This is a genomic window from Streptomyces tirandamycinicus (genome assembly GCF_003097515.1).
Classification (GTDB): Bacteria; Actinomycetota; Actinomycetes; order Streptomycetales; family Streptomycetaceae; genus Streptomyces; species Streptomyces tirandamycinicus.
In genome coordinates, this window is sequence record NZ_CP029188.1 from 1,219,717 (window position 1) to 1,239,046 (window position 19,330).

Here is a 19,330-nt window from a genome sequence, read left to right on the forward strand (position 1 = left end):
GCTTTGCAGAACGATGGCACGGTGGGTGCGGGGGTGCATGCAGGCCGCGCCGGGCGGGCAGTAGGAAGGCGGACGCACCATAGTTGAGTCGGCTCGACTCAGCTCTGTTGACGCCCTGGGGCGGGTGAGGCATCCTTGAGCCAGTTCCACTCAAGTCCTCTGGAGGAATCGAAATGGCACGTGCGGTCGGCATCGACCTGGGCACGACTAACTCCGTCGTCAGCGTTCTGGAGGGCGGTGAGCCCACCGTCATCACCAACGCCGAGGGCGCCAGGACCACGCCGTCCGTCGTCGCCTTCGCCAAGAACGGTGAGGTGCTCGTCGGCGAGGTCGCGAAGCGTCAGGCAGTGACCAACGTGGACCGGACGATCCGCTCGGTGAAGCGTCACATGGGCACCGACTGGTCGATCGAGCTGGACGGGAAGAACTTCAACCCGCAGCAGATCTCCGCGTTCATCCTGCAGAAGCTGAAGCGGGACGCCGAGTCGTACCTGGGCGAGAAGGTCACGGACGCCGTCATCACCGTCCCCGCCTACTTCAACGACTCCGAGCGCCAGGCCACCAAGGAGGCCGGTGAGATCGCGGGTCTGAACGTCCTGCGCATCGTCAACGAGCCGACCGCCGCCGCGCTGGCGTACGGCCTCGACAAGGACGACCAGACGATCCTCGTCTTCGACCTCGGCGGCGGCACCTTCGACGTCTCGCTGCTGGAGATCGGTGACGGCGTCGTCGAGGTCAAGGCCACCAACGGCGACAACCACCTCGGCGGCGACGACTGGGACCAGCGCGTCGTCGACTACCTGGTGAAGCAGTTCGCGGGCGGCCACGGCGTCGACCTGTCCAAGGACAAGATGGCTCTCCAGCGTCTCCGCGAGGCCGCGGAGAAGGCGAAGATCGAGCTGTCGTCCTCCACCGAGACGACGATCAACCTGCCCTACATCACGGCGTCCGCCGAGGGCCCGCTGCACCTGGACGAGAAGCTCACGCGCGCCCAGTTCCAGCAGCTGACCGCGGACCTGCTGGAGCGCTGCAAGACCCCGTTCCACAACGTGATCAAGGACGCGGGCATCCAGCTCTCCGAGATCGACCACGTGGTCCTGGTCGGCGGCTCGACCCGTATGCCGGCCGTCGCCGAGCTCGTCAAGGAGCTGACCGGCGGCAAGGAGGCCAACAAGGGCGTGAACCCCGACGAGGTCGTGGCGATCGGCGCCACCCTCCAGGCCGGTGTCCTCAAGGGCGAGGTCAAGGACGTCCTGCTGCTCGACGTGACCCCGCTGTCCCTCGGCATCGAGACCAAGGGCGGCATCATGACCAAGCTCATCGAGCGCAACACCACGATCCCGACGAAGCGCTCCGAGATCTTCACCACGGCCGAGGACAACCAGCCGTCCGTGCAGATCCAGGTGTACCAGGGCGAGCGCGAGATCGCGGCGTACAACAAGAAGCTGGGCATGTTCGAGCTGACCGGCCTGCCGCCGGCCCCGCGCGGCGTCCCGCAGATCGAGGTCTCCTTCGACATCGACGCCAACGGCATCATGCACGTGACCGCCAAGGACCTGGGCACGGGCAAGGAGCAGAAGATGACCGTCACCGGCGGCTCCTCGCTGCCGAAGGACGAGGTCGACCGGATGCGCCAGGAGGCCGAGCAGTACGCGGAGGAGGACCACCGCCGCCGCGAGGCCGCCGAGACCCGGAACCAGGCCGAGCAGCTCGTCTACCAGACCGAGAAGTTCCTCAAGGACAACGAGGACAAGGTCCCCGGTGACGTCAAGACCGAGGTCGAGACGGCGGTGACCGAGCTCAAGGAGAAGCTGAAGGGCGAGGACACCACGGAGATCCGCACCGCCACCGAGAAGGTCGCGGCCGTCTCCCAGAAGCTCGGCCAGGCCATGTACGCCGACGCCCAGGCCCAGCAGGCCGCGGGCGGCGGGGACGCCGGGGCCTCCCAGGCGAAGGCCGACGACGACGTCGTCGACGCCGAGATCGTCGACGACGAGAAGGACCAGAAGGGTGGCGCTGCCCGATGACGGAGGAGACCCCGGGTTTCGAGGAGAAGCCCGACGTCCCCTCCGGCGCCACTCCCGATGACGCGGCGCAGGCCGCCGCCCCCTCCGCGGAGGAGGGGGCGGCCCAGGCCGGGGACGCAGCACAGACGGCCCGCACGGCCGCCGACGCGGGCCTGACCGCCCAGCTCGACCAGGTCCGGACCGCGCTGAACGAGCGCACGATGGACCTGCAGCGGCTGCAGGCCGAGTACCAGAACTACCGTCGCCGGGTGGAGCGGGACCGGATCACGGTCAAGGAGATCGCGGTCGCGCAGCTCCTGACCGAGCTCCTGCCCGTCCTCGACGACATCGGCCGGGCCCGTGAGCACGGCGAACTGGTCGGCGGCTTCAAGTCGGTGGCCGAATCGCTGGAGACCGTCGCCGCCAAGATGGGGCTGCAGCAGTTCGGCAAGGAGGGCGAGCCCTTCGACCCGACGGTCCACGAGGCCCTGATGCACAGCTACGCGCCGGACGTCACCGAGACGACCTGCGTGGCGATCCTGCAGCCGGGCTACCGGATCGGGGAGCGGACCATCCGGCCCGCGCGGGTCGCGGTGGCCGAGCCGCAGCCGGGGGCCCAGCCCAAGGAGCAGGCGGCGGAGCCGGCGACGGACGAGGAGAGCGGTGGCCCGGACGAGGGCTGACGCGGACGGCGGGTACCGGAAGGAGGGACGTCGATGAGCACGAAGGACTTCGTCGAGAAGGACTACTACAAGGTTCTCGGCGTCCCCAAGGACGCCACCGACGCGGAGATCAAGAAGGCGTACCGGAAGCTCGCGCGCGAGAACCACCCGGACGCCAACAAGGGCGACGCGAAGGCCGAGGAGCGCTTCAAGGAGATCTCCGAGGCCAACGACGTACTCGGCGACCCCAAGCGGCGCAAGGAGTACGACGAGGCGCGGGCGCTCTTCGGCAACGGTGGGTTCCGGGCCGGTCCCGGAGCCGGAGGAACGTTCAACTTCGACCTGGGCGACCTCTTCGGGGGCGCCCAGGCCCCGGGCGGTGCCGGCGGTGCCGGCGGCTTCGGCGGCGGACTCGGGGACGTCTTCGGCGGCCTGTTCAACCGCGGCGCCGGCGCCGGCGCCCGCACCCAGCCGCGCCGCGGCCAGGACGTCGAGTCCGAGGTGACGCTCAGCTTCACCGAGGCGGTGGACGGGGCCACGGTCCCGCTGCGGATGTCCAGCCAGCAGCCCTGCAAGGCCTGTTCGGGCACCGGCGACAAGAACGGCACGCCCCGGGTGTGCCCGACCTGCGTCGGCACCGGCCAGGTCTCGCGCGGCGGCAGCGGGTCCTTCTCGCTGACCGACCCGTGCGTGGACTGCAAGGGCCGCGGGCTGATCGCCGAGAACCCCTGCGAGGTCTGCCACGGCAGCGGCCGCGCCAAGTCGTCCCGGACCATGCAGGTCCGCATCCCCGCCGGGGTGAGCGACGGGCAGCGGATCCGGCTGCGCGGCAAGGGCGCACCGGGCGAGCGCGGCGGCCCGGCCGGCGATCTGTACGTGGTGGTCCACGTCGGTGAGCACCCGGTCTTCGGGCGCAAGGGCGACAATCTCACCGTCACGGTGCCGGTCTCCTTCGCGGAGGCCGCGCTCGGCGGCGAGGTGCGGGTGCCCACGCTCGGCGGGCCTCCGGTCACCCTGAAACTGCCCGCGGGCACGCCGAACGGGCGTACGATGCGGGCCCGCGGCAAGGGCGCCGTGCGCAAGGACGGCACCCGGGGCGATCTGCTCGTCACCGTGGAGGTCGCGGTGCCCGTGGAACTCGGCGACGAGGCCCGCGAGGCACTGGAGGCGTACCGCAAGGCGACTGAGGGCCACGACCCGCGGGCAGAACTGTTCCAGGCTGCGAAGGGAGCATGACGCGATGGACGGCCGACGTCGACAGCCCGGATTCGGTGGCAGGGCCTACGAGCTGACCGAGGAGACCCCGGTGTACGTCATCTCGGTGGCGGCCCAGCTCTCCGGACTGCACCCGCAGACCCTCCGGCAGTACGACCGCCTCGGCCTGGTCTCCCCGGACCGCACGGCGGGGCGCGGCCGGCGCTACTCGGCCCGGGACATCGAACTGCTCCGCCAGGTCCAGTCCCTGTCCCAGGACGAGGGCATCAACCTGGCCGGCATCAAGCGCATCATCGAGCTGGAGAACCAGGTGGCGGCCCTGCAGGCGAAGGTCGCGGAGCTGTCCGCGGCGGTCGAGGGCGCCGCACTGGCGATGCAGCAGCGCGAGGCCCAGGTGCACGCGTCGTACCGGCGCGACCTGGTGCCCTACCAGGACGTGCAGCAGACGGGCGCGTTGGTGGTGTGGCGGCCGAAGCGGGACGGCTGAGCTCCCGCCGGGCCGACGGCACGACGGACCGCGGCGAGGGGGCCGGGAGGTGCGCACCTCCCGGCCCCCTCGCCGCGGTCCGCCGGTGCCTGCCGGTGCCTGCCGGGGTTCGTGAGTGGCCGTCGGTGCTCGTCAGGGTTCGGCGGTGCTCGCCGGTGCTCGCCGGTGCTTGTCGGGGTTCATCAGGTTCATCAGGTTCATCAGGGCTCGCCGGTTTCAGGCGGTGCCCGTCGGCGGACGGCGGGGGCACACCCGCGGCACACCCGCGGCTGACTTGTGGCGTGCCCGCGGGACCGGCCCCTGGTCAGTGATCGTGCTCCAGGATCCCGGAGCGGGCGATGAGGTAGCCGAGCTGGGCGCGTGAGCCGCTGCCGAGGGCGGAGGCCAGCTTGGCGATATGGGCCCGGCAGGTGCGGACGTTCATCCCGAGGCGCCGGGCTATCGCCTCGTCCACGTGTCCCTCGACGAGCAGTTTGGCGATGGAGCGCTGGACTCCGCTGATGCCGTCCAGTTCGGGGGCGTAGGAGACGATCTGGTCGTCCCAGGGGACGCCGTGGAGCCAGAACTGCTCGAAGACCCCGACGAGATACTGCACCAGACCCTCGTGGCGCAGCTCCAGGGCGACCCTGCGGTCGCTGCGCGCCGGGATGAAGGCCACCTTGCGGTCGACCACGATGAGCCGGTCGATGATCTCCTCGAGGGTGCGGACCTCCGAGCCGTAGGGGGCCACCCGTTCCACGTAGGCCATGGTGGCCGGGTGGTGGCGTGCCGTGTGCTGGTACAGCGTGCGCATCGAGACGCCCCGGTCCACGAGCATCGAGACGCGCCGCAGCCCCTCCTGGAGGGTCGCGGGCCGGCGGCCGCTGCCGGGCTGCACCGTCAGCAGCTCCTCCTGGCACTCGGCGATGACACGGTCCAGCGTCGCGTTGATCAGGTTCAGCCCCTCGAGCACGGTGATGGCGTCGGTCGTGGAGGGATCGTGTGCGTTCAGCGCCATGAACGGCTCGAACGACTCCGCGAGTGAGATGGTGAGCCGTCTCCGCTCCTGGATCTCCCGCTCGATGGGATGCATCAACTGGTGCAGGGCGATGGACGGTGGCACCGGACGGAGCCACTCCGTGTCGTCGGGGTCGGGGCGCAGCATGCCCAGGTCCATGAGGCACGGTGCGTCGGTCACCTCCGACCGCGCTATGCGGCCACTGCGCAGAGCGGACGCATACAGCTTTTTCCCGGCCTCGCACAGCTCGTCGTGACTGTGCTTATCTCCCCCATTGCCCTGTTTCGCCTGCATTTGCACCCCCCTCAGGGTCCTGAATTACAGGAACATGATGCCTGGCCTCGCTGGTGAAGGCGTTCGGAGTGGGCCATCGTCTTAATCGCGGGGGAGGAGGTAGTGATTAAAGAGGTGGAGATCGGCCATGACCAGGATGGTTCGTGCACTGTGCGCTATAGCCGTTGCGGCTGCTCTCGGAGGTCTCGCGGCGAGCGGTGAGCCGACGTGGGAGTCGGCGCCCACGACGGTGACCGCGACGGTGGCCTCGGCCCCGGGCGAACCCACTTGGGAGAGCGCGCCGGCGGACGCGGACGTATGAGCATGCCCCCGGATGATCGCGTCTTCCGGCGGGAGATGGCGACCGCATACCGATCCGGGTGGCACTTCATCGATCTCGTCACGGCAATCCCCCACCGTGGCGACTCGCTGATGGTCACTCTCTTCGGGGAACCGATCGTCGTCGCCCGCGAGGACGACGAGGACGTCCGCGCCTACCGGTGCCTTCGCCGGCCCCGTGGGGCCCCACGCCCCGTCCGCTGTGCCATCCGGTACGGCATGATCTTCGTCAATCTCGACCAGCGCGACCACCAGCTGGTCGAACCGGAGACCACCACCGCCACCCCCCGCAGTGCCTGAGCGGTTCCCCCGTCGTTCAAGATCGCTCAGGTGCTTCCCCCACACAGCGGCGCCATCGTGGACCTGAAACACGATGGCGCCGCTGTGCTGCGCCCGGGCACCGGGCGCGGCCCCCTCAGGCGCGGCCCATCGCGCGGGTCAGCGCGATCTCGATGACCACCCGGTCCGGATTCGGCGACGGCGTGCGGCCGTAGCGCTCCGCGTAGCGGGCGACCGCGTCGGCGACGACCTCCGGGTCCGTGCGGACCGTGGCGCGCCCCTCGAGCGTCGCCCACCGCCCCTTGTCCACCTGGCAGACCGCGACCGCGGCGCCCTCGGGCCCCGCGGCCAGGACGTTGGCGACCTTGCGGCTGCGCTTGTTGGTGATCACCCGGGCGATGCCCGTCCCGCCGCCCTCCGGGTCGTATGTGACGCCCACCGCCACGACGTGCGGTGTGCCGTCGGGCCGGGGCGTGGTGAGTGTGCACAGGTGGTACTCGCGCCAGAAGCCGAGGAAGGACTCGTGCGGGTGCCTGGGGTCGATGGCCATGTCCCGGAACCTACCCGGGGGAGTACGCGTCGACGAATCCGGGGAGGACGGACTTCCGCGGGCCGTACTTGAGCGGAATAGGCTCAACTTTGTGTACCTTGGAAGAGTCATAGCCATGGGGAGAGCCGACGCGAGGAGGAGAAGCCGCACGTGGACGCCGAGCTGACCAACAGGAGCCGGGACGCGCTGAGCGCAGCGACCACCCGGGCCGTGTCCGAGGGGCACGCCGACCTGACCCCCGCGCATCTGCTGCTGGCGCTGCTCGCGGGCCAGGACAACGAGAACATCACCGATCTGCTGGCGGCCGCCGACGCCGACCAGGCCGCCGTGCGGTCCGGCGCGGAGCGGGTCCTCGCCGACCTGCCCAGCGTGACGGGCTCGACCGTGGCGCCGCCGCAGCCCAACCGCGAGCTGCTCGCCGTGATCGCCGACGCCGAACGGCGTGCCAGGGAGCTCGGGGACGAGTACCTCTCCACCGAGCACCTCCTCATCGGCGTCGCCGCCAAGGGTGGGCGGGCCGCCGAGGTGCTGTCCCAGGAGGGCGCCACGGCGAAGAAGCTGCAGGAGGCGTTCGAGAAGGCACGAGGAGGGCGCCGGGTGACCACGCCCGACCCCGAGGGCCGGTACAAGGCCCTGGAGAAGTTCGGCACCGACCTCACGGCCGCGGCCAGGGAGGGCCGGCTCGACCCGGTCATCGGCCGCGACCAGGAGATCCGCCGCGTCGTCCAGGTGCTGTCCCGCCGCACCAAGAACAACCCCGTGCTGATCGGCGAGCCCGGCGTCGGCAAGACCGCCGTCGTGGAGGGCCTCGCCCAGCGCATCGTGAAGGGCGACGTCCCGGAGTCCCTCCGCGACAAGCGGCTGGTCGCCCTCGACCTCGGCGCCATGGTCGCCGGGGCCAAGTACCGGGGCGAGTTCGAGGAGCGCCTCAAGACCGTCCTCTCCGAGATCAAGGAGAGCGAGGGCCGGATCATCACCTTCATCGACGAGCTGCACACCGTCGTGGGAGCGGGCGCCGGCGGCGACTCCGCCATGGACGCGGGCAACATGCTGAAGCCCATGCTCGCCCGGGGTGAGCTGCGTATGGTCGGGGCCACGACCCTCGACGAGTACCGCGAGCGGATCGAGAAGGACCCGGCGCTGGAGCGCCGCTTCCAGCAGGTGCTGGTCGCCGAGCCCACCGTCGAGGACACCATCGCCATCCTCCGCGGCCTCAAGGGACGCTACGAGGCGCACCACAAGGTGCAGATCGCGGACAGCGCCCTGGTGGCCGCCGCGACGCTCTCCGACCGGTACATCACCTCCCGCTTCCTGCCCGACAAGGCCATCGACCTCGTCGACGAGTCCGCCTCCCGGCTGCGCATGGAGATCGACTCCTCCCCGGTCGAGATCGACGAGCTGCAGCGCTCCGTCGACCGGCTGCGCATGGAGGAGCTCGCGCTGTCCAAGGAGACCGACGAGGCGAGCGTCCAGCGGCTGGAGAAGCTGCGCCGGGACCTCGCGGACAGGGAGGAGGAGCTGCGCGGGCTCACCGCGCGCTGGGAGAAGGAGAAGCAGTCCCTCAACCGCGTGGGCGAGCTCAAGGAGAAGCTCGACGAACTCCGCGGCCAGGCCGAGCGGGCCCAGCGCGACGGCGACTTCGACACCGCGTCCAAGCTGCTGTACGGGGAGATCCCGACGCTGGAGCGGGAGCTGGAGGCCGCCAGCGAGGCCGAGGCCCGGCAGGAGGCCGCCAAGGACACCATGGTCAAGGAGGAGGTCGGCCCGGACGACATCGCCGACGTCGTCGCCTCCTGGACCGGCATCCCGGCCGGGCGGCTGCTGGAGGGGGAGACCCGGAAGCTCCTGCGGATGGAGGAGGAACTGGGCAGGCGGCTGATCGGCCAGACCGAGGCCGTGGCGGCCGTGTCCGACGCCGTGCGCCGCTCGCGCGCCGGAGTCGCCGATCCCGACCGGCCCACGGGCTCGTTCCTCTTCCTCGGCCCGACCGGTGTCGGCAAGACCGAACTCGCGAAGGCCCTGGCGGACTTCCTCTTCGACGACGAGCGGGCGATGGTCCGCATCGACATGTCCGAGTACGGCGAGAAGCACAGCGTGGCGCGGCTCGTCGGGGCGCCGCCCGGGTACGTCGGTTACGAGGAGGGCGGCCAGCTCACCGAGGCGGTCCGCCGCCGCCCGTACAGCGTGGTGCTGCTCGACGAGGTGGAGAAGGCCCACCCCGAGGTCTTCGACATCCTGCTCCAGGTCCTCGACGACGGGCGGCTGACCGACGGGCAGGGCCGGACGGTGGACTTCCGCAACACCATCCTGATCCTGACCTCCAACCTCGGCAGCCAGTACCTGGTGGAGCCGCTGACCAGTGCCGAGGAGAAGAAGCAGCAGGTCCTGGAGGTGGTGCGGGCCTCGTTCAAGCCGGAGTTCCTCAACCGGCTGGACGATCTCGTCGTCTTCTCGGCCCTGGACAAGGAGGAACTGGAGCGCATCGCCGGGCTCCAGATCGCCCGGCTCGCCGAGCGGCTCGCCGAGCGCCGGCTCACCCTGGACGTCACCCCGCAGGCCCTCCAGTGGCTGGCCGACGAGGGCAACGACCCCGCCTACGGGGCCCGGCCGCTGCGCCGGCTGGTCCAGACGGCGATCGGGGACCGGCTCGCCAAGGAGATCCTCGCCGGTGAGGTGAAGGACGGCGACACGGTCCGGGTCGACCGGGCCGACGGCGGCCTGGTGGTGGGACCGGCGCGGTGAGCCACGCCCGGGTGGGGGTTGCGGGCCCCCGCCCGGGATGGGGGAGGATGGCCGCATCCGTACGAAGGGAAACACCCGGTGAGCATCGACCCGTCCTCGATTCCGAACTTCGGGGGACAGCCCCAGCCCCAGGCTGCGTCAGGACCGGCGGGCCCGGTCGTCCCCGACCAGGACCTGGTCAAGCAGCTCCTCGACCAGATGGAGCTGAAGTACGTCGTCGACGACGAGGGTGACCTCGCGGCGCCGTGGGAGGAGTTCCGCACGTACTTCATGTTCCGCGGCGAGGACGAGCAGCAGGTCTTCTCGGTGCGGACGTTCTACGACCGTCCCCACGAGCTGGAGGACAAGGCCCGCGTCCTCGACGCCGTCGACGACTGGAACCGCCGCACCCTGTGGCCGAAGGTCTACACGCACACCCACGAGGAGGAGGGGCAGCCCACGACCGTCCGCCTCATCGGCGAGGCGCAGATGCTGATCGGCACCGGCGTCAGCCTGGAGCACTTCGTCTCGTCGACGGTCAGCTGGGTGCGCGCGGCCATCGAGTTCGACAAGTGGCTGGTGGAGCAGCTCGGCCTCGCCCCGGCCGGGGAACCGGCCGACGAGAAGCCCGACGCCGACGCCTGAGGCTCCCGAAGCGTCTGAGGCACCTGACACGCCCGAGGCGCCTGGGGTGCCGCGGCGCGGAGTGCCCCGCAGGGGCTCACAGCGCCGTCGGGGCGACGGTCAGGTACGTCCCGTAGCACAACGACAGCCCGGCCAGGGCGGCGATCACCGTGACCGCCGCCGCTGGCCGGGCTTTCGCCAGCGCGGCCGCCAGCGGCAGCAGCAGCGGGAACGCCGGCAGCAGGAAACGAGGCTTGGACTCGAAGAAGCCCGAGCCGCCGACCGTGATGAGCACCAGCACCCCGGTGTAGACCAGCAGCGCGAGGGGCGGCCGGTCCAGCAGGAAGAGGGCGAAGAGCAGCACCCCGGCCCCGGCGATCAGCAGGGCCATGGGGAACCCGAAGAACGTCGGGGCGGTCACCATGCCCCGGATCACCTTCAGTGACCCGAGGCCCAGGTCGAACCGCGAGGTCCAGCCGCTCTGCACGGCGAAGTAGCCGCCCGGCACGTCGCCCTTGCGCACCCCGACCCACAGCACGTAGCCCAGCCAGCCGGCGGGCGCCAGCGCCGCGGCGGCCCAGACGGGCGCCCGGCCGCCCTTGGTGCCCCTCCGTCTCCACAGCTCGCAGCCGGCCACCGCGCAGACGGCCGCGGCGACCGCGATCCCGTTGGGCCGGGTCAGCCCGGCGAGGGCGGCCAGCGCTCCAGCCCACAGCCAGCGTCCGGACACCAGCGCGTACAGCGACCAGGCCGCGAACGCCGTCAGCAGCGGCTCGGTGTAGGCCATGGACAGGACGACCGCGTGCGGCAGCAGCCCCCACAGCAGAACGACGAGCGTCGCGAGCCTGCGGCCGTGGAGCCGCTCGACGACCGCGTAGATGCCCCACGCCGCCGCGCCCGCGGCGGCCCACGACAGCGCGAGCCCCGCGGTGCCGCCCGTGACCGGCAGTACGGACATGACGGAGCGGATCAGCCCCGGGTAGAGCGGGAAGAACGCGAGATCGGACTGGACGGCCCCGTCCGGCCAGTACACCGTGCGCCCGTAGCCCTGCGTGGCGATGCCGACGTACCACTTGGAGTCCCACGAGGTGGCGAGCAGTGCCCGTGGCGAGCGGCCGATGTGCCAGGCCCACAGGGCCACCACGGCCATGCCGGTCAGCCGTGCGGCCGCGAACAGCCCCAGGGCGGGCGCCGCCCGGTGAAGCGCCGCACGCGGGCGGGACACGGCCCGGCCGTCGGCGGACGCGGCCTTGTCGAAGGTCTCGGCGAACAGGGGGCACCTCCGTGCGCGCGTGTGCCGTCACCCCGACCTTCGGCGGTGCGCGCGCGGTGCGCGACCGCTGGGCAGCCGCCCGGGTGGATCGACCCGCGGGCGCACCGGGGCGCGCGTGTCGGCGTTGACGGCGTGACGGCGTGACGGCGTGACGGCGTGACGACGTGACGGCGTGTCGGCGTGACGAAGCCGGCCGTCCGGACCGGGCTCGCAGCCGCACCGCCGGGCTCGGTGGCAGGGCGCTGTCCGCCGTATTCTGACCACACCTGGGAAGGAGCCGCCCATGAGCGTCGACGCGCTCGTGCACACCGAGTTCCCCAAGGGATACACGGTCCTGTTCGGAGCCGACGGAAAGCTGATCATGACTCCGCGGAGCTTCGAGCACTCCAGCACGATCAAGTCGATGCAGTACGACACGATCGTGTCCCTCGGACGCCATGCGAAGACCGTCTCCGACGTCTACATCGACTTCCCCGCAGACGAGAACTCCGCCCCCGATCTGGCGATCCTCCGCGAGGACGCCCGCCGGGAGGGCAGGCGCTACGGCTTCGAGGACGTCCTGCTGATCTCCGAGGTCGTTTCGACCTCCTCCGCACGCAAGGACTACGACGACTGCACCGCGAAGTACGGCCGCTACGGCATCCCGATCTACCTGGTGGTGGACCCCTACGCCCAGGAAGTCGTCCTCCACACTCAGCCGACCGGCACCGGTTACATCGCGGCGCACACCCACAAGTACGGCACGGGCAAGCTCCCCATCCCGCTGGCCGACGGCCGCACCTTCACCCTCGACCTCGACGAGCTTCCGCGTCCGGAGCCCGAGGCGGACGCCCGTTGACGAGGGACTCCCGGTGCGGCGGTGCCCTTGGCACCGCCCCCGTCGTCGAAGGTGGTCGTTCCGGGTCGGGCGCGACTCGCCGTGGTCGGCGTGGGTGACCGCCCACGTACTGGCCTGAGCCGGCGGGCCGCTCGTCCTCGGCCGAGTCGCCGCCGCGGTGCGACGGCAGCGCGGCACGGCGAGGAGTGCTGCGGACAGGTGACGCGGCCGACCAGGCGGCAGTCGAGTGCGGGTGCTCGGCGGCTCGGAGCAACCAGGCCCTGTGGCCGGAACAATCGCCGGTACGTCTTCGGCTCAGGTGTCCAGCCCCTTGAGTCGGGAGACGGCCTCCTCCAGGACGTCGGTCCGCTTGCAGAAGGCGAACCGCACGAAGGGTGCCCCTGCCTCCCGGTGGTCGTAGAAGACGGCGTTGGGATGGCCACGACGCCGCAGCGTTCCGGGCGCGGCAGAAGGCGAAGCCGTCCGGCTCTCCGAGCGGGCGGATGTCGGTGGTGACGAAGTACGTTCCGGCGGGCCGGTAGACCTCGAAGCCGGCGGCCGCGAGGTCCCGAGCTCAGCAGGTCGCGCTCGGCTCTCAGGTCCTCGCGGAGCCGGTCGAAGTACGCGTGCGGCAGGGCCGGCGCCTCGGCGACCGCGTACTGGAACGGGCCCGACGAGACGTAGGTGAGGAACTGCTTGGCCGAGCGGACGGCCGCGACCAGCGGCGCTGCGGCGGTCACCCGGGTCACCGCTCTTTCACGCACTCATTCGCATGCGGGCCCATAGGGCTACACCCCCGAGCGACAGTGACGGGTTGTGTACACATGGGACACTCGGTACCCTTGGGCGCATGACGCAACCCATGCCCATAGAGTCCATTCGTGATGTCCGGGCACACCTGGCCGAGGTCGTGGAGCGGGCCGACCGGGACGACGTGCCTACCGTCATCACCCGGCGCGGCAAGCAGGTCGCCGCCGTGGTGTCCATCGAGGTGCTGCGCAAGTACCAGGAGTGGGAAGAGCGCGAGATCAACCGGATCATCGACGAGCGCATGACCAGCCCGACACCCGGCATCCCGATCGAGGACATCATGAGGGAGACGCTGGCGCGCAGTGAGTGAGTACCGCACCGTCTTCCGACCCGAGGCTCAGGCCGAACTCCGCAAGATCCCGCGAGGCGTGGCCCTCCGTATTCTGGCCAAGCTGACTGAGCTGGAGAGCGACCCGATGGGGTTCGACACCACGGCGCTCGTCTCCCAGCCCGACCGGCGCCGCCTACGGGTGGGCGACTATCGCGTGCTCTACACGATCGACAACGGCGAGCTGGTGGTATGGGTCGTCCACGTCGGGCATCGCTCCACCGTCTACGACACCTGAGCACTCCGTTTTCCTGCTGGTCGCCACCCCGTCAAAGGCACCACCGAGCGATCGTCTCGTGGCGGGCAACCGAGCGCATCAACGCCGAACGCGCATCGCTGCCTTCGCACCGACCCGGTGTCGCGGGCCGACTGGAACCGCCGGCATCAGCTTCGCGGCAGGCACGCCACCAGGGAATGGAAGGGCTCCGAGCTGGAGCAATGGGAGTACGAGATCACCAGCGGCGGCTGGGTCCGCTACTTGGTCAGCCCGGACACCTCGACTGTGATCCTGGTGTATGCCTTTCCGGGGCACCCGAAGGACACCGAGTAGTAGCCACCGGCGGTGGTCAGCGCGCGAATGCCTTGTAGAGCCGTTTCGTCGCGTCGGCCAGTACGTCGACGCGCTTGCAGAACGCGAACCGGACGTAGGGTGCCCCCGTCTCCTTGTGGTCGTAGAAGACCGCGTTCGGGATGGCGACGACACCCGCCCGCTCGGGGAGGGCGCGGCAGAAGGCGAAGCCGTCGCTCTCACCGAGGGGGCGGATGTCGGTGGTGACGAAGTAGGTGCCTGCCGGCCGGAACACCTTGAAGCCCGCTTGCTCCAGACCGTCCGCGAGCAGCTCCCTCTTGCCCCGCATATCGGCGCGGAACTCCTCGAAGTAGCTGTCCGGCAGGCGCAGGGCCTCCGCGACCGCGTACTGGAAGGGGCCGGAGGCCACGTACGTCAGGTACTGCTTCGCGGAGCGTACGGCGGTGACGAGTTCTGCGGTACTCGTGACCCAGCCGACCTTCCAGCCGGTGAACGAGAACGTCTTGCCGGCCGAGCCGATGGTCACGGTGCGCTCGCGCATCCCGGGGAGGGTCGCGATCGGCGTGTGCTCGCCGTCGAAGACCAGGTGCTCGTACACCTCGTCGGTGACGACCAGCAGATCGCGCTCGGCGGCCAGCTCCGCGACGGCCGCCAGCTCCTCGCGGCCGAGGACCATGCCGGTCGGGTTGTGCGGGGTGTTCAGCAGGATGACGCGGGTGCGGTCGGTGACGGCGTCGCGGAGTTCGTCCAGGTCCAGGACGTAGGCGCCCTCCCGGGGCCGGAGCGTGACGGGTACGCGGGTGCCGCCCGCCATGGCGATGCAGGCGGCGTACGAGTCGTAGTACGGCTCCAGGGCGACGACCTCGTCGCCGGGCTCGACGAGGGCGAGCAGCGATGCCGCGATGGCCTCGGTGGCACCGGCCGTGACCAGCACCTCGGTGTCGGGGTCGTACCCGAGGCCGTAGCGGTCGCGCTGATGGGCGGCGATCGCGGTGCGCAGCTCGGGCACGCCCGGGCCGGGCGGGTACTGGTTGCCGCGGCCGTCCCGCAGCGCCCGCACCGCCGCCTCCCGCACCTCCTCGGGGCCGTCCGTGTCCGGGAAGCCCTGGCCGAGGTTGATGGAGCCGGTGCGCACGGCCAGCGCGGACATCTCGGCGAAGATCGTCGTTCCGAACTCGGCGAGGCGGCGGTTGAGCAGCGGCCGGGGGCCCGGTGTGCGTCCTGGAGCTGTCATGCCGGCCATCCTGCGCGCAACCTCTGGACTAGCTCAAGTCCGCTTTGGGCCGGGAGGGCCCCGGGCATCTCCCAGGCAGCCGGAAGCAGCCTCGCTTCGGGGGACGAAAGCAGGTGGGGTCAATGATCGAGATCGTGATCGGCATAGGGGCGATCGTGGCCGTCGGGCTCGTGCTGGCCGTGGCCGGAGGCGGGCGCTTGCGCCGCCGGCGCCGCCGCGGCGGCAGCTGGTGGGCGGGCGGACACAGCGGTTCCTCCTCCGGCGCGGGGGTCTCCTGTGGTGGGAGTTCGTCCTGCGGCGGAGGAGGGTCGTCGTGCGGTGGCGGCTGCGGTGGCGGCAGCTGACGGGCGGGTGCGGTGGCGGCAGCTGACGGGTGGGTGCGCGACGCCGGTGTCGGCAGCCGACGGGCGTGCCTGACGGCGGTGGCCGGTGACGGGCGTATGCGCGACGGCGGCGGCTGACCGGCGCATGCGCGACGGCGGGGGCGGCTGACACGGGCCGCCGGGCCGCCGGGACCGGGGGCGCCCGGGCGGATCGAACTTCCGCCGGGCGCCTTCCTGTTGACGGCCGATGCACTAATCCGCCGCAGTTGTGCACTTCCCTGGTGGGTTTCCGTTGAACAGTTGAACCGTAAGGCCCCCCAGGGGATGTAATGCACGTCAAGTTGGGTAAAAGCGCTGTGGACGCCGCGCACTTCATGATTCCCTCGCTGTTGAGAACATCCAGCCCTCGGACCGTCTGTGGACCCGAGTCGGCAGATCCCCCACCCTCCCTGTGCTGCCCCCGGGGCGCCCCGGTCCACCCGTCACGCGTGTATTGCGGAGCCGACCCATGCTCACGACCCTGAAGACCTCCTACACCGACACCCGCGCGGCCGATCTGGCCTGGGCGCTGGGGCGGGAGCCGCTGCCCGCGCTCGCCGAGCTCGATCTGGAACTGCCGGGTGCCAAGCTGCAGTTGAGACTTCTGGGCGCCTCCCACCAGGTGCTGCTCGAAGGGGAGCGCGGCACCTGCTCCGAGACGGTGGCGTGCATGCCCGGCCGCAGCACCCCGCTGCCGCTGGGCGTGGCCCGGCGGCTCGGGGACTGGGAGTACGAGTTCGCCGCGCGGGTGGAGACGCTGTCCGAGCGGTCGTTCGCGGGGCGGGCGCAGGAGCTGCTGGCGCTGGTGGCGGACCATCCGCACGGGCTGGCCGGCACGTTCCCCGGTTCGCCGCACGCCTTCACGGCGATGGTCGCCCAGCAGGTCGACGGCCAGATGCGCTGGCGGACCTGGCACGCGTACCCCCAGGAGGGCCAGTTGGTCGTCACCCGCACCCATGTCGGCGCACGGCTGCCCGTCCAGCGCTGAGCCCACGGCCACGGCATTTCGGGGCAGTTGCACCCGTGTGGGTGACGCTTCGGGACGTTGATGTGACGTAGCGTTACGGCATGATCGACCAGCCTGTGTCAGCACCGGTGCGGGGCGGGGTGCGGCCGCCGCCCGTCCGGCCGGACGCGGGCCGGTTCCTCGTCCTCCTGGTGGTCTTCGTCTGCGCCGCCTGCGGCCTGGTGTACGAGCTCGAACTGGTCGCCCTCGCCTCCTATCTGATCGGTGACTCCGTCACCCAGGCGTCCGTCGTGCTCTCCGTCATGGTCTTCGCGATGGGCATCGGCTCGCTGCTCGCCAAGCGGCTGCGCTGCCATGCCGCCGTCGGCTTCGGACTGGTGGAGGCGGCGCTCGCGCTGATCGGCGGCTGCTCGGCCCTGGTGCTGTACGCGGCGTTCGCCTGGCTCGGTGAGGCGCGGTACGCCCTGGTGGCCTTCTCGCTCGCGATCGGGGTGCTGATCGGCGCCGAGATCCCGCTGCTGATGAGCCTGATCCAGCGGGCGTCCCGGCGCGGCGGGCGGGGCGAGGAGGACGCCGCGGGGACGGTCGCGGACCTCTTCGCCGCGGACTACGTGGGTGCGCTCGTCGGCGGTCTGGCCTTCCCCTTCCTGCTGCTGCCCTGGCTCGGCCAGCTGACCGGTGCCCTGCTCACGGGCGCGGTGAACGCCGTGGCGGGCGGGGCTCTGGTGCTGTGGCTGTTCCGGCGGGACCTGTCGCCGCGGTCGCGGTGGTGGCTGCTCGGGGCGAATCTGACGGTCCTGGCGGTGCTGACCACCGCGACGGCGCTGGTCGGCGACTTCGAGGCGGCGGCGCGGCGTGCGGTGTACGGCGAACCGGTGCGGGTGGCCGTGCACACCGGGGTGCAGGAGGTCGTCCTGACCGGTGCGGAGGACGGGCCGGTCGATCTGTTCCTGGACGGCCGGCTGCAGATGAGCGGAGGGGACGAGGACCGGCACCACCGGGCCCTGGTGCGTCCCGCGCTGCGCCAGGGCCCGCACGCGCACGTGCTGGTCCTCGGCGGCGGCGACGGGCTGGCGGCGCGCGAGGTGCTCCGCCACCCGGGGGTGCGCTCGGTCACGGTGGTCGAACTCGACCCGGGGATGGTGCGGCTGGCGCGCACGGATCCCGCACTGGCCGCGCTGAACGGGCATGTGTACCGGGATCCGCGGCTGAGGGTCGTGTACGCGGACGCGTTCCGCTGGCTGCGGGGCACGTCCGCACCCCGCCACGGGTACGACGTGGTCGTCGCGGACCTGCCCGACCCGGGCGTCACGCCGAGCGCCAAGCTGTACTCGCAGGAGTTCTACGGGCTCGCCGCCGGGGTCCTCGCGGACGGCGGACGGCTCGTCGTGCACGCCGGACCGGTCGGGACGCGCCCGCACGCCTACTGGACGGTCGAGTCCACCATCCGGGCGGCCGGGTTCGCCACCCGGCCCTACCGCGCTCCGGGCCGCCCCGACCGCGGCTTCGTCCTCGCGGTCCCCGCCGCCATGGGCACCCCGCCGGACCCGGGACCCGGGGTGCTCGGCGTCGAGGAGCAGCGGCCGCGGGGGGTGCCGCCGTCGACGCTGCTGCGCCCGCGGTACGCCGAGTGAGCGCCGTGAGGCGTGCGGGTTCCGCGCAGAAGGTCTCCCGCCGGGCCGAGGCTGAGTAGGCTCGGCTTCCATGGAGCATGAGGTGTTCGTTCCGGTACCGGCAGACAGGCTTCGGCGGACTCTGGCCGACCCCGCGCGGGTCGCCCGGTGCGTCCCGGGGCTCCAGCGGGACGCCGACGCGTCGGCGGGCCCGCTCGCGGGCCGGCTGAAGGTCCGGGTGGGCGGTCACACGATCACCTACCGGGGCGCGCTCCGCATCACCGAACGGGACGGCGGCTTCACGGCCGAGGGGGAGGGCACGGAGGCCCGGGGCCACGGCTCGGCCAAAGTGGCGCTGACCGTCCTGCTCACCGAGACCGAGGGCGGTACCACGCTCTCCTTCACCGGATCGGCCCATGCGGACGGCCGCCTCGCCGAGGCGGCTCCCGACGCCGCCGAGCAGTCCGCCACCCGACTGCTCGACCGGTTCGCCGCGTCCCTGGCCACCGCGGCGCAGGACGAGGAGCGCGAGGCGGCCGCCGGCGCCGGTGCGGAGGCTGAGGGAGGCGGGGCGGACGCGACCGCCGAGAGGGCAGCCACCGACGGGGTATCCACCGAGGGCGCCACGGGCGAGGGCGGGGACGAGGGCGCCACCGCAGGGGGCGGGGACGAGGGCGCGACCGCAGGGGGAGCATCTGCCGAGGGGTCGACCGCCGAGGGTTCGACCGCCGAGAGCGCTGACGACGGCGTTGCTCCGGGCGGTTCCGGCGGTTCCGGGCGTTCCGGCGGTTCCCCCGGACGGCCGGAGGCCCCGGCCGGGGACGAGCCCCCCGCATCGAGTTCCGGCCCCTCGGCGCCCTCGGCCGGTGTGGGCGGCACACCCGAGGACGGGCCGGACGGCGAAGAGGACCAGAGCGCGTCCCTGTTCGAGGCGGACGTGCCTCCGTCGTCACTGGACCCGTTGGCGGACGAGGTGCTCGGCGAGGACGACGAACCGCCCGCTGAAGCGGCCCACGCCCGCCGGACGATGATCGGCCGCAGTGCGGAGGAGGTCGACCACGCGCCGCCGCGCGGCCGGTACGCCCCCGTACCCGCGCCCCAGCCCGCCTCGGCCGGTAGCACCCTGCGCTGGGTCGCCCCCGCCGCCGCGCTCGCCATCGCCTCCGCCGTGGTGGTGGGACGGGCATTGCGCCGTCGCAGGTAGCCGACGGCCCCTCAAGCGGCCTAGACGAGCAGGGCACACC

At 71.6% G+C, this 19,330-nt stretch carries 18 protein-coding genes and 1 pseudogene; 14 read left to right on the plus strand and 5 right to left on the minus strand.

Annotation, left to right across the window (positions count from 1 at the left end):
• Window positions 1–173 precede the first annotated feature (173 nt).
• The 4 genes from dnaK to DDW44_RS05340 are packed head-to-tail and all read left to right on the plus strand — an operon-like array spanning window position 174 to window position 4,370.
• The gene (gene dnaK, locus DDW44_RS05325; protein WP_017947900.1) at window positions 174–2,027 is read left to right on the plus strand and encodes a molecular chaperone DnaK; all 1,854 of its coding nucleotides are present in this window, start codon (window positions 174–176) and stop codon (window positions 2,025–2,027) included.
• A complete protein-coding gene (gene grpE, locus DDW44_RS05330) occupies window positions 2,024–2,689 on the plus strand; it encodes a nucleotide exchange factor GrpE (protein ID WP_017947899.1) in 666 nt (221 codons plus the stop codon). The genes dnaK and grpE overlap by 4 nt, the downstream gene beginning before the upstream one ends.
• Window positions 2,690–2,722: 33 nt before the next feature.
• Entirely contained in the window at window positions 2,723–3,904 is a 1,182-nt protein-coding gene (dnaJ, locus tag DDW44_RS05335) for a molecular chaperone DnaJ (RefSeq protein WP_108905690.1), read from the plus strand.
• A 4-nt stretch (window positions 3,905–3,908) separates the two neighbouring features.
• Window positions 3,909–4,370 (plus strand): heat shock protein transcriptional repressor HspR, encoded by a 462-nt coding sequence (locus tag DDW44_RS05340; RefSeq protein WP_017947897.1) that lies wholly within the window; start codon window positions 3,909–3,911, stop codon window positions 4,368–4,370.
• A gap of 304 nt (window positions 4,371–4,674) precedes the next feature.
• On the opposite strand, the gene DDW44_RS05345 is transcribed toward DDW44_RS05340, so the two are convergent.
• Entirely contained in the window at window positions 4,675–5,661 is a 987-nt protein-coding gene (locus DDW44_RS05345) for a helix-turn-helix transcriptional regulator (protein WP_411354572.1), read from the minus strand.
• A 297-nt stretch (window positions 5,662–5,958) separates the two neighbouring features.
• On the opposite strand from DDW44_RS05345, the gene DDW44_RS05350 reads away from it, so the two are divergent.
• On the plus strand, window positions 5,959–6,279 hold the full coding sequence (locus tag DDW44_RS05350) for a Rieske (2Fe-2S) protein (RefSeq protein ID WP_017947895.1): 321 nt from the start codon (window positions 5,959–5,961) through the stop codon (window positions 6,277–6,279).
• Between the two features lie 115 nt (window positions 6,280–6,394).
• Here the strand turns inward: DDW44_RS05350 and DDW44_RS31965 are convergent, their stop codons facing one another.
• Window positions 6,395–6,808, minus strand: coding sequence for a pyridoxamine 5'-phosphate oxidase family protein (locus tag DDW44_RS31965; protein ID WP_166802864.1), 414 nt, complete (start codon window positions 6,806–6,808; stop codon window positions 6,395–6,397).
• Window positions 6,809–6,958: 150 nt separating this feature from the next.
• On the opposite strand from DDW44_RS31965, the gene clpB reads away from it, so the two are divergent.
• Window positions 6,959–9,550: an ATP-dependent chaperone ClpB gene (gene clpB, locus DDW44_RS05360; RefSeq protein ID WP_108905691.1), complete on the plus strand. Its 2,592-nt coding sequence runs from the start codon at window positions 6,959–6,961 to the stop codon at window positions 9,548–9,550.
• A 78-nt stretch (window positions 9,551–9,628) separates the two neighbouring features.
• On the plus strand, window positions 9,629–10,174 hold the full coding sequence (locus DDW44_RS05365; RefSeq protein ID WP_017947892.1) for a type III secretion system chaperone family protein: 546 nt from the start codon (window positions 9,629–9,631) through the stop codon (window positions 10,172–10,174).
• Window positions 10,175–10,250: 76 nt separating this feature from the next.
• On the opposite strand, the gene DDW44_RS05370 is transcribed toward DDW44_RS05365, so the two are convergent.
• Window positions 10,251–11,378 carry a hypothetical protein gene (locus DDW44_RS05370; protein ID WP_018891998.1) on the minus strand — a complete coding sequence of 376 codons (1,128 nt, stop codon included), beginning with the start codon at window positions 11,376–11,378 and terminating at the stop codon, window positions 10,251–10,253.
• Between the two features lie 331 nt (window positions 11,379–11,709).
• On the opposite strand from DDW44_RS05370, the gene DDW44_RS05375 reads away from it, so the two are divergent.
• Window positions 11,710–12,264: a Uma2 family endonuclease gene (locus DDW44_RS05375; protein ID WP_108905692.1), complete on the plus strand. Its 555-nt coding sequence runs from the start codon at window positions 11,710–11,712 to the stop codon at window positions 12,262–12,264.
• A 294-nt stretch (window positions 12,265–12,558) separates the two neighbouring features.
• On the opposite strand, the pseudogene DDW44_RS32590 reads toward DDW44_RS05375, so the two are convergent.
• Window positions 12,559–12,983, minus strand: a pseudogene (locus tag DDW44_RS32590) (aminotransferase class I/II-fold pyridoxal phosphate-dependent enzyme); the annotation flags it as partial.
• 110 nt (window positions 12,984–13,093) lie between these two features.
• Here DDW44_RS32590 and DDW44_RS05385 point away from each other — a divergent pair.
• On the plus strand, window positions 13,094–13,363 hold the full coding sequence (locus DDW44_RS05385) for a type II toxin-antitoxin system Phd/YefM family antitoxin (protein ID WP_108905693.1): 270 nt from the start codon (window positions 13,094–13,096) through the stop codon (window positions 13,361–13,363).
• Window positions 13,356–13,619: a type II toxin-antitoxin system RelE family toxin gene (locus tag DDW44_RS05390; RefSeq protein ID WP_108905694.1), complete on the plus strand. Its 264-nt coding sequence runs from the start codon at window positions 13,356–13,358 to the stop codon at window positions 13,617–13,619. Before DDW44_RS05385 ends, DDW44_RS05390 begins: the two co-directional genes overlap by 8 nt.
• Before the next feature lie 328 nt (window positions 13,620–13,947).
• Here the strand turns inward: DDW44_RS05390 and DDW44_RS05400 are convergent, their stop codons facing one another.
• Entirely contained in the window at window positions 13,948–15,144 is a 1,197-nt protein-coding gene (locus DDW44_RS05400) for a pyridoxal phosphate-dependent aminotransferase (protein ID WP_108905695.1), read from the minus strand.
• 122 nt (window positions 15,145–15,266) lie between these two features.
• Here DDW44_RS05400 and DDW44_RS05405 point away from each other — a divergent pair, with 122 nt between their 5' ends.
• From DDW44_RS05405 to DDW44_RS05420, 4 genes are all read left to right on the plus strand, one after another.
• Entirely contained in the window at window positions 15,267–15,488 is a 222-nt protein-coding gene (locus DDW44_RS05405) for a hypothetical protein (protein WP_108905696.1), read from the plus strand.
• Between the two features lie 487 nt (window positions 15,489–15,975).
• A complete protein-coding gene (locus DDW44_RS05410) occupies window positions 15,976–16,494 on the plus strand; it encodes a DUF2617 family protein (RefSeq protein ID WP_018891991.1) in 519 nt (172 codons plus the stop codon).
• Between the two features lie 80 nt (window positions 16,495–16,574).
• Window positions 16,575–18,107 (plus strand): polyamine aminopropyltransferase, encoded by a 1,533-nt coding sequence (locus tag DDW44_RS05415; protein ID WP_208647938.1) that lies wholly within the window; start codon window positions 16,575–16,577, stop codon window positions 18,105–18,107.
• 70 nt (window positions 18,108–18,177) lie between these two features.
• A complete protein-coding gene (locus DDW44_RS05420; RefSeq protein WP_108905698.1) occupies window positions 18,178–19,290 on the plus strand; it encodes an SRPBCC domain-containing protein in 1,113 nt (370 codons plus the stop codon).
• Window positions 19,291–19,330 lie beyond the last annotated feature (40 nt).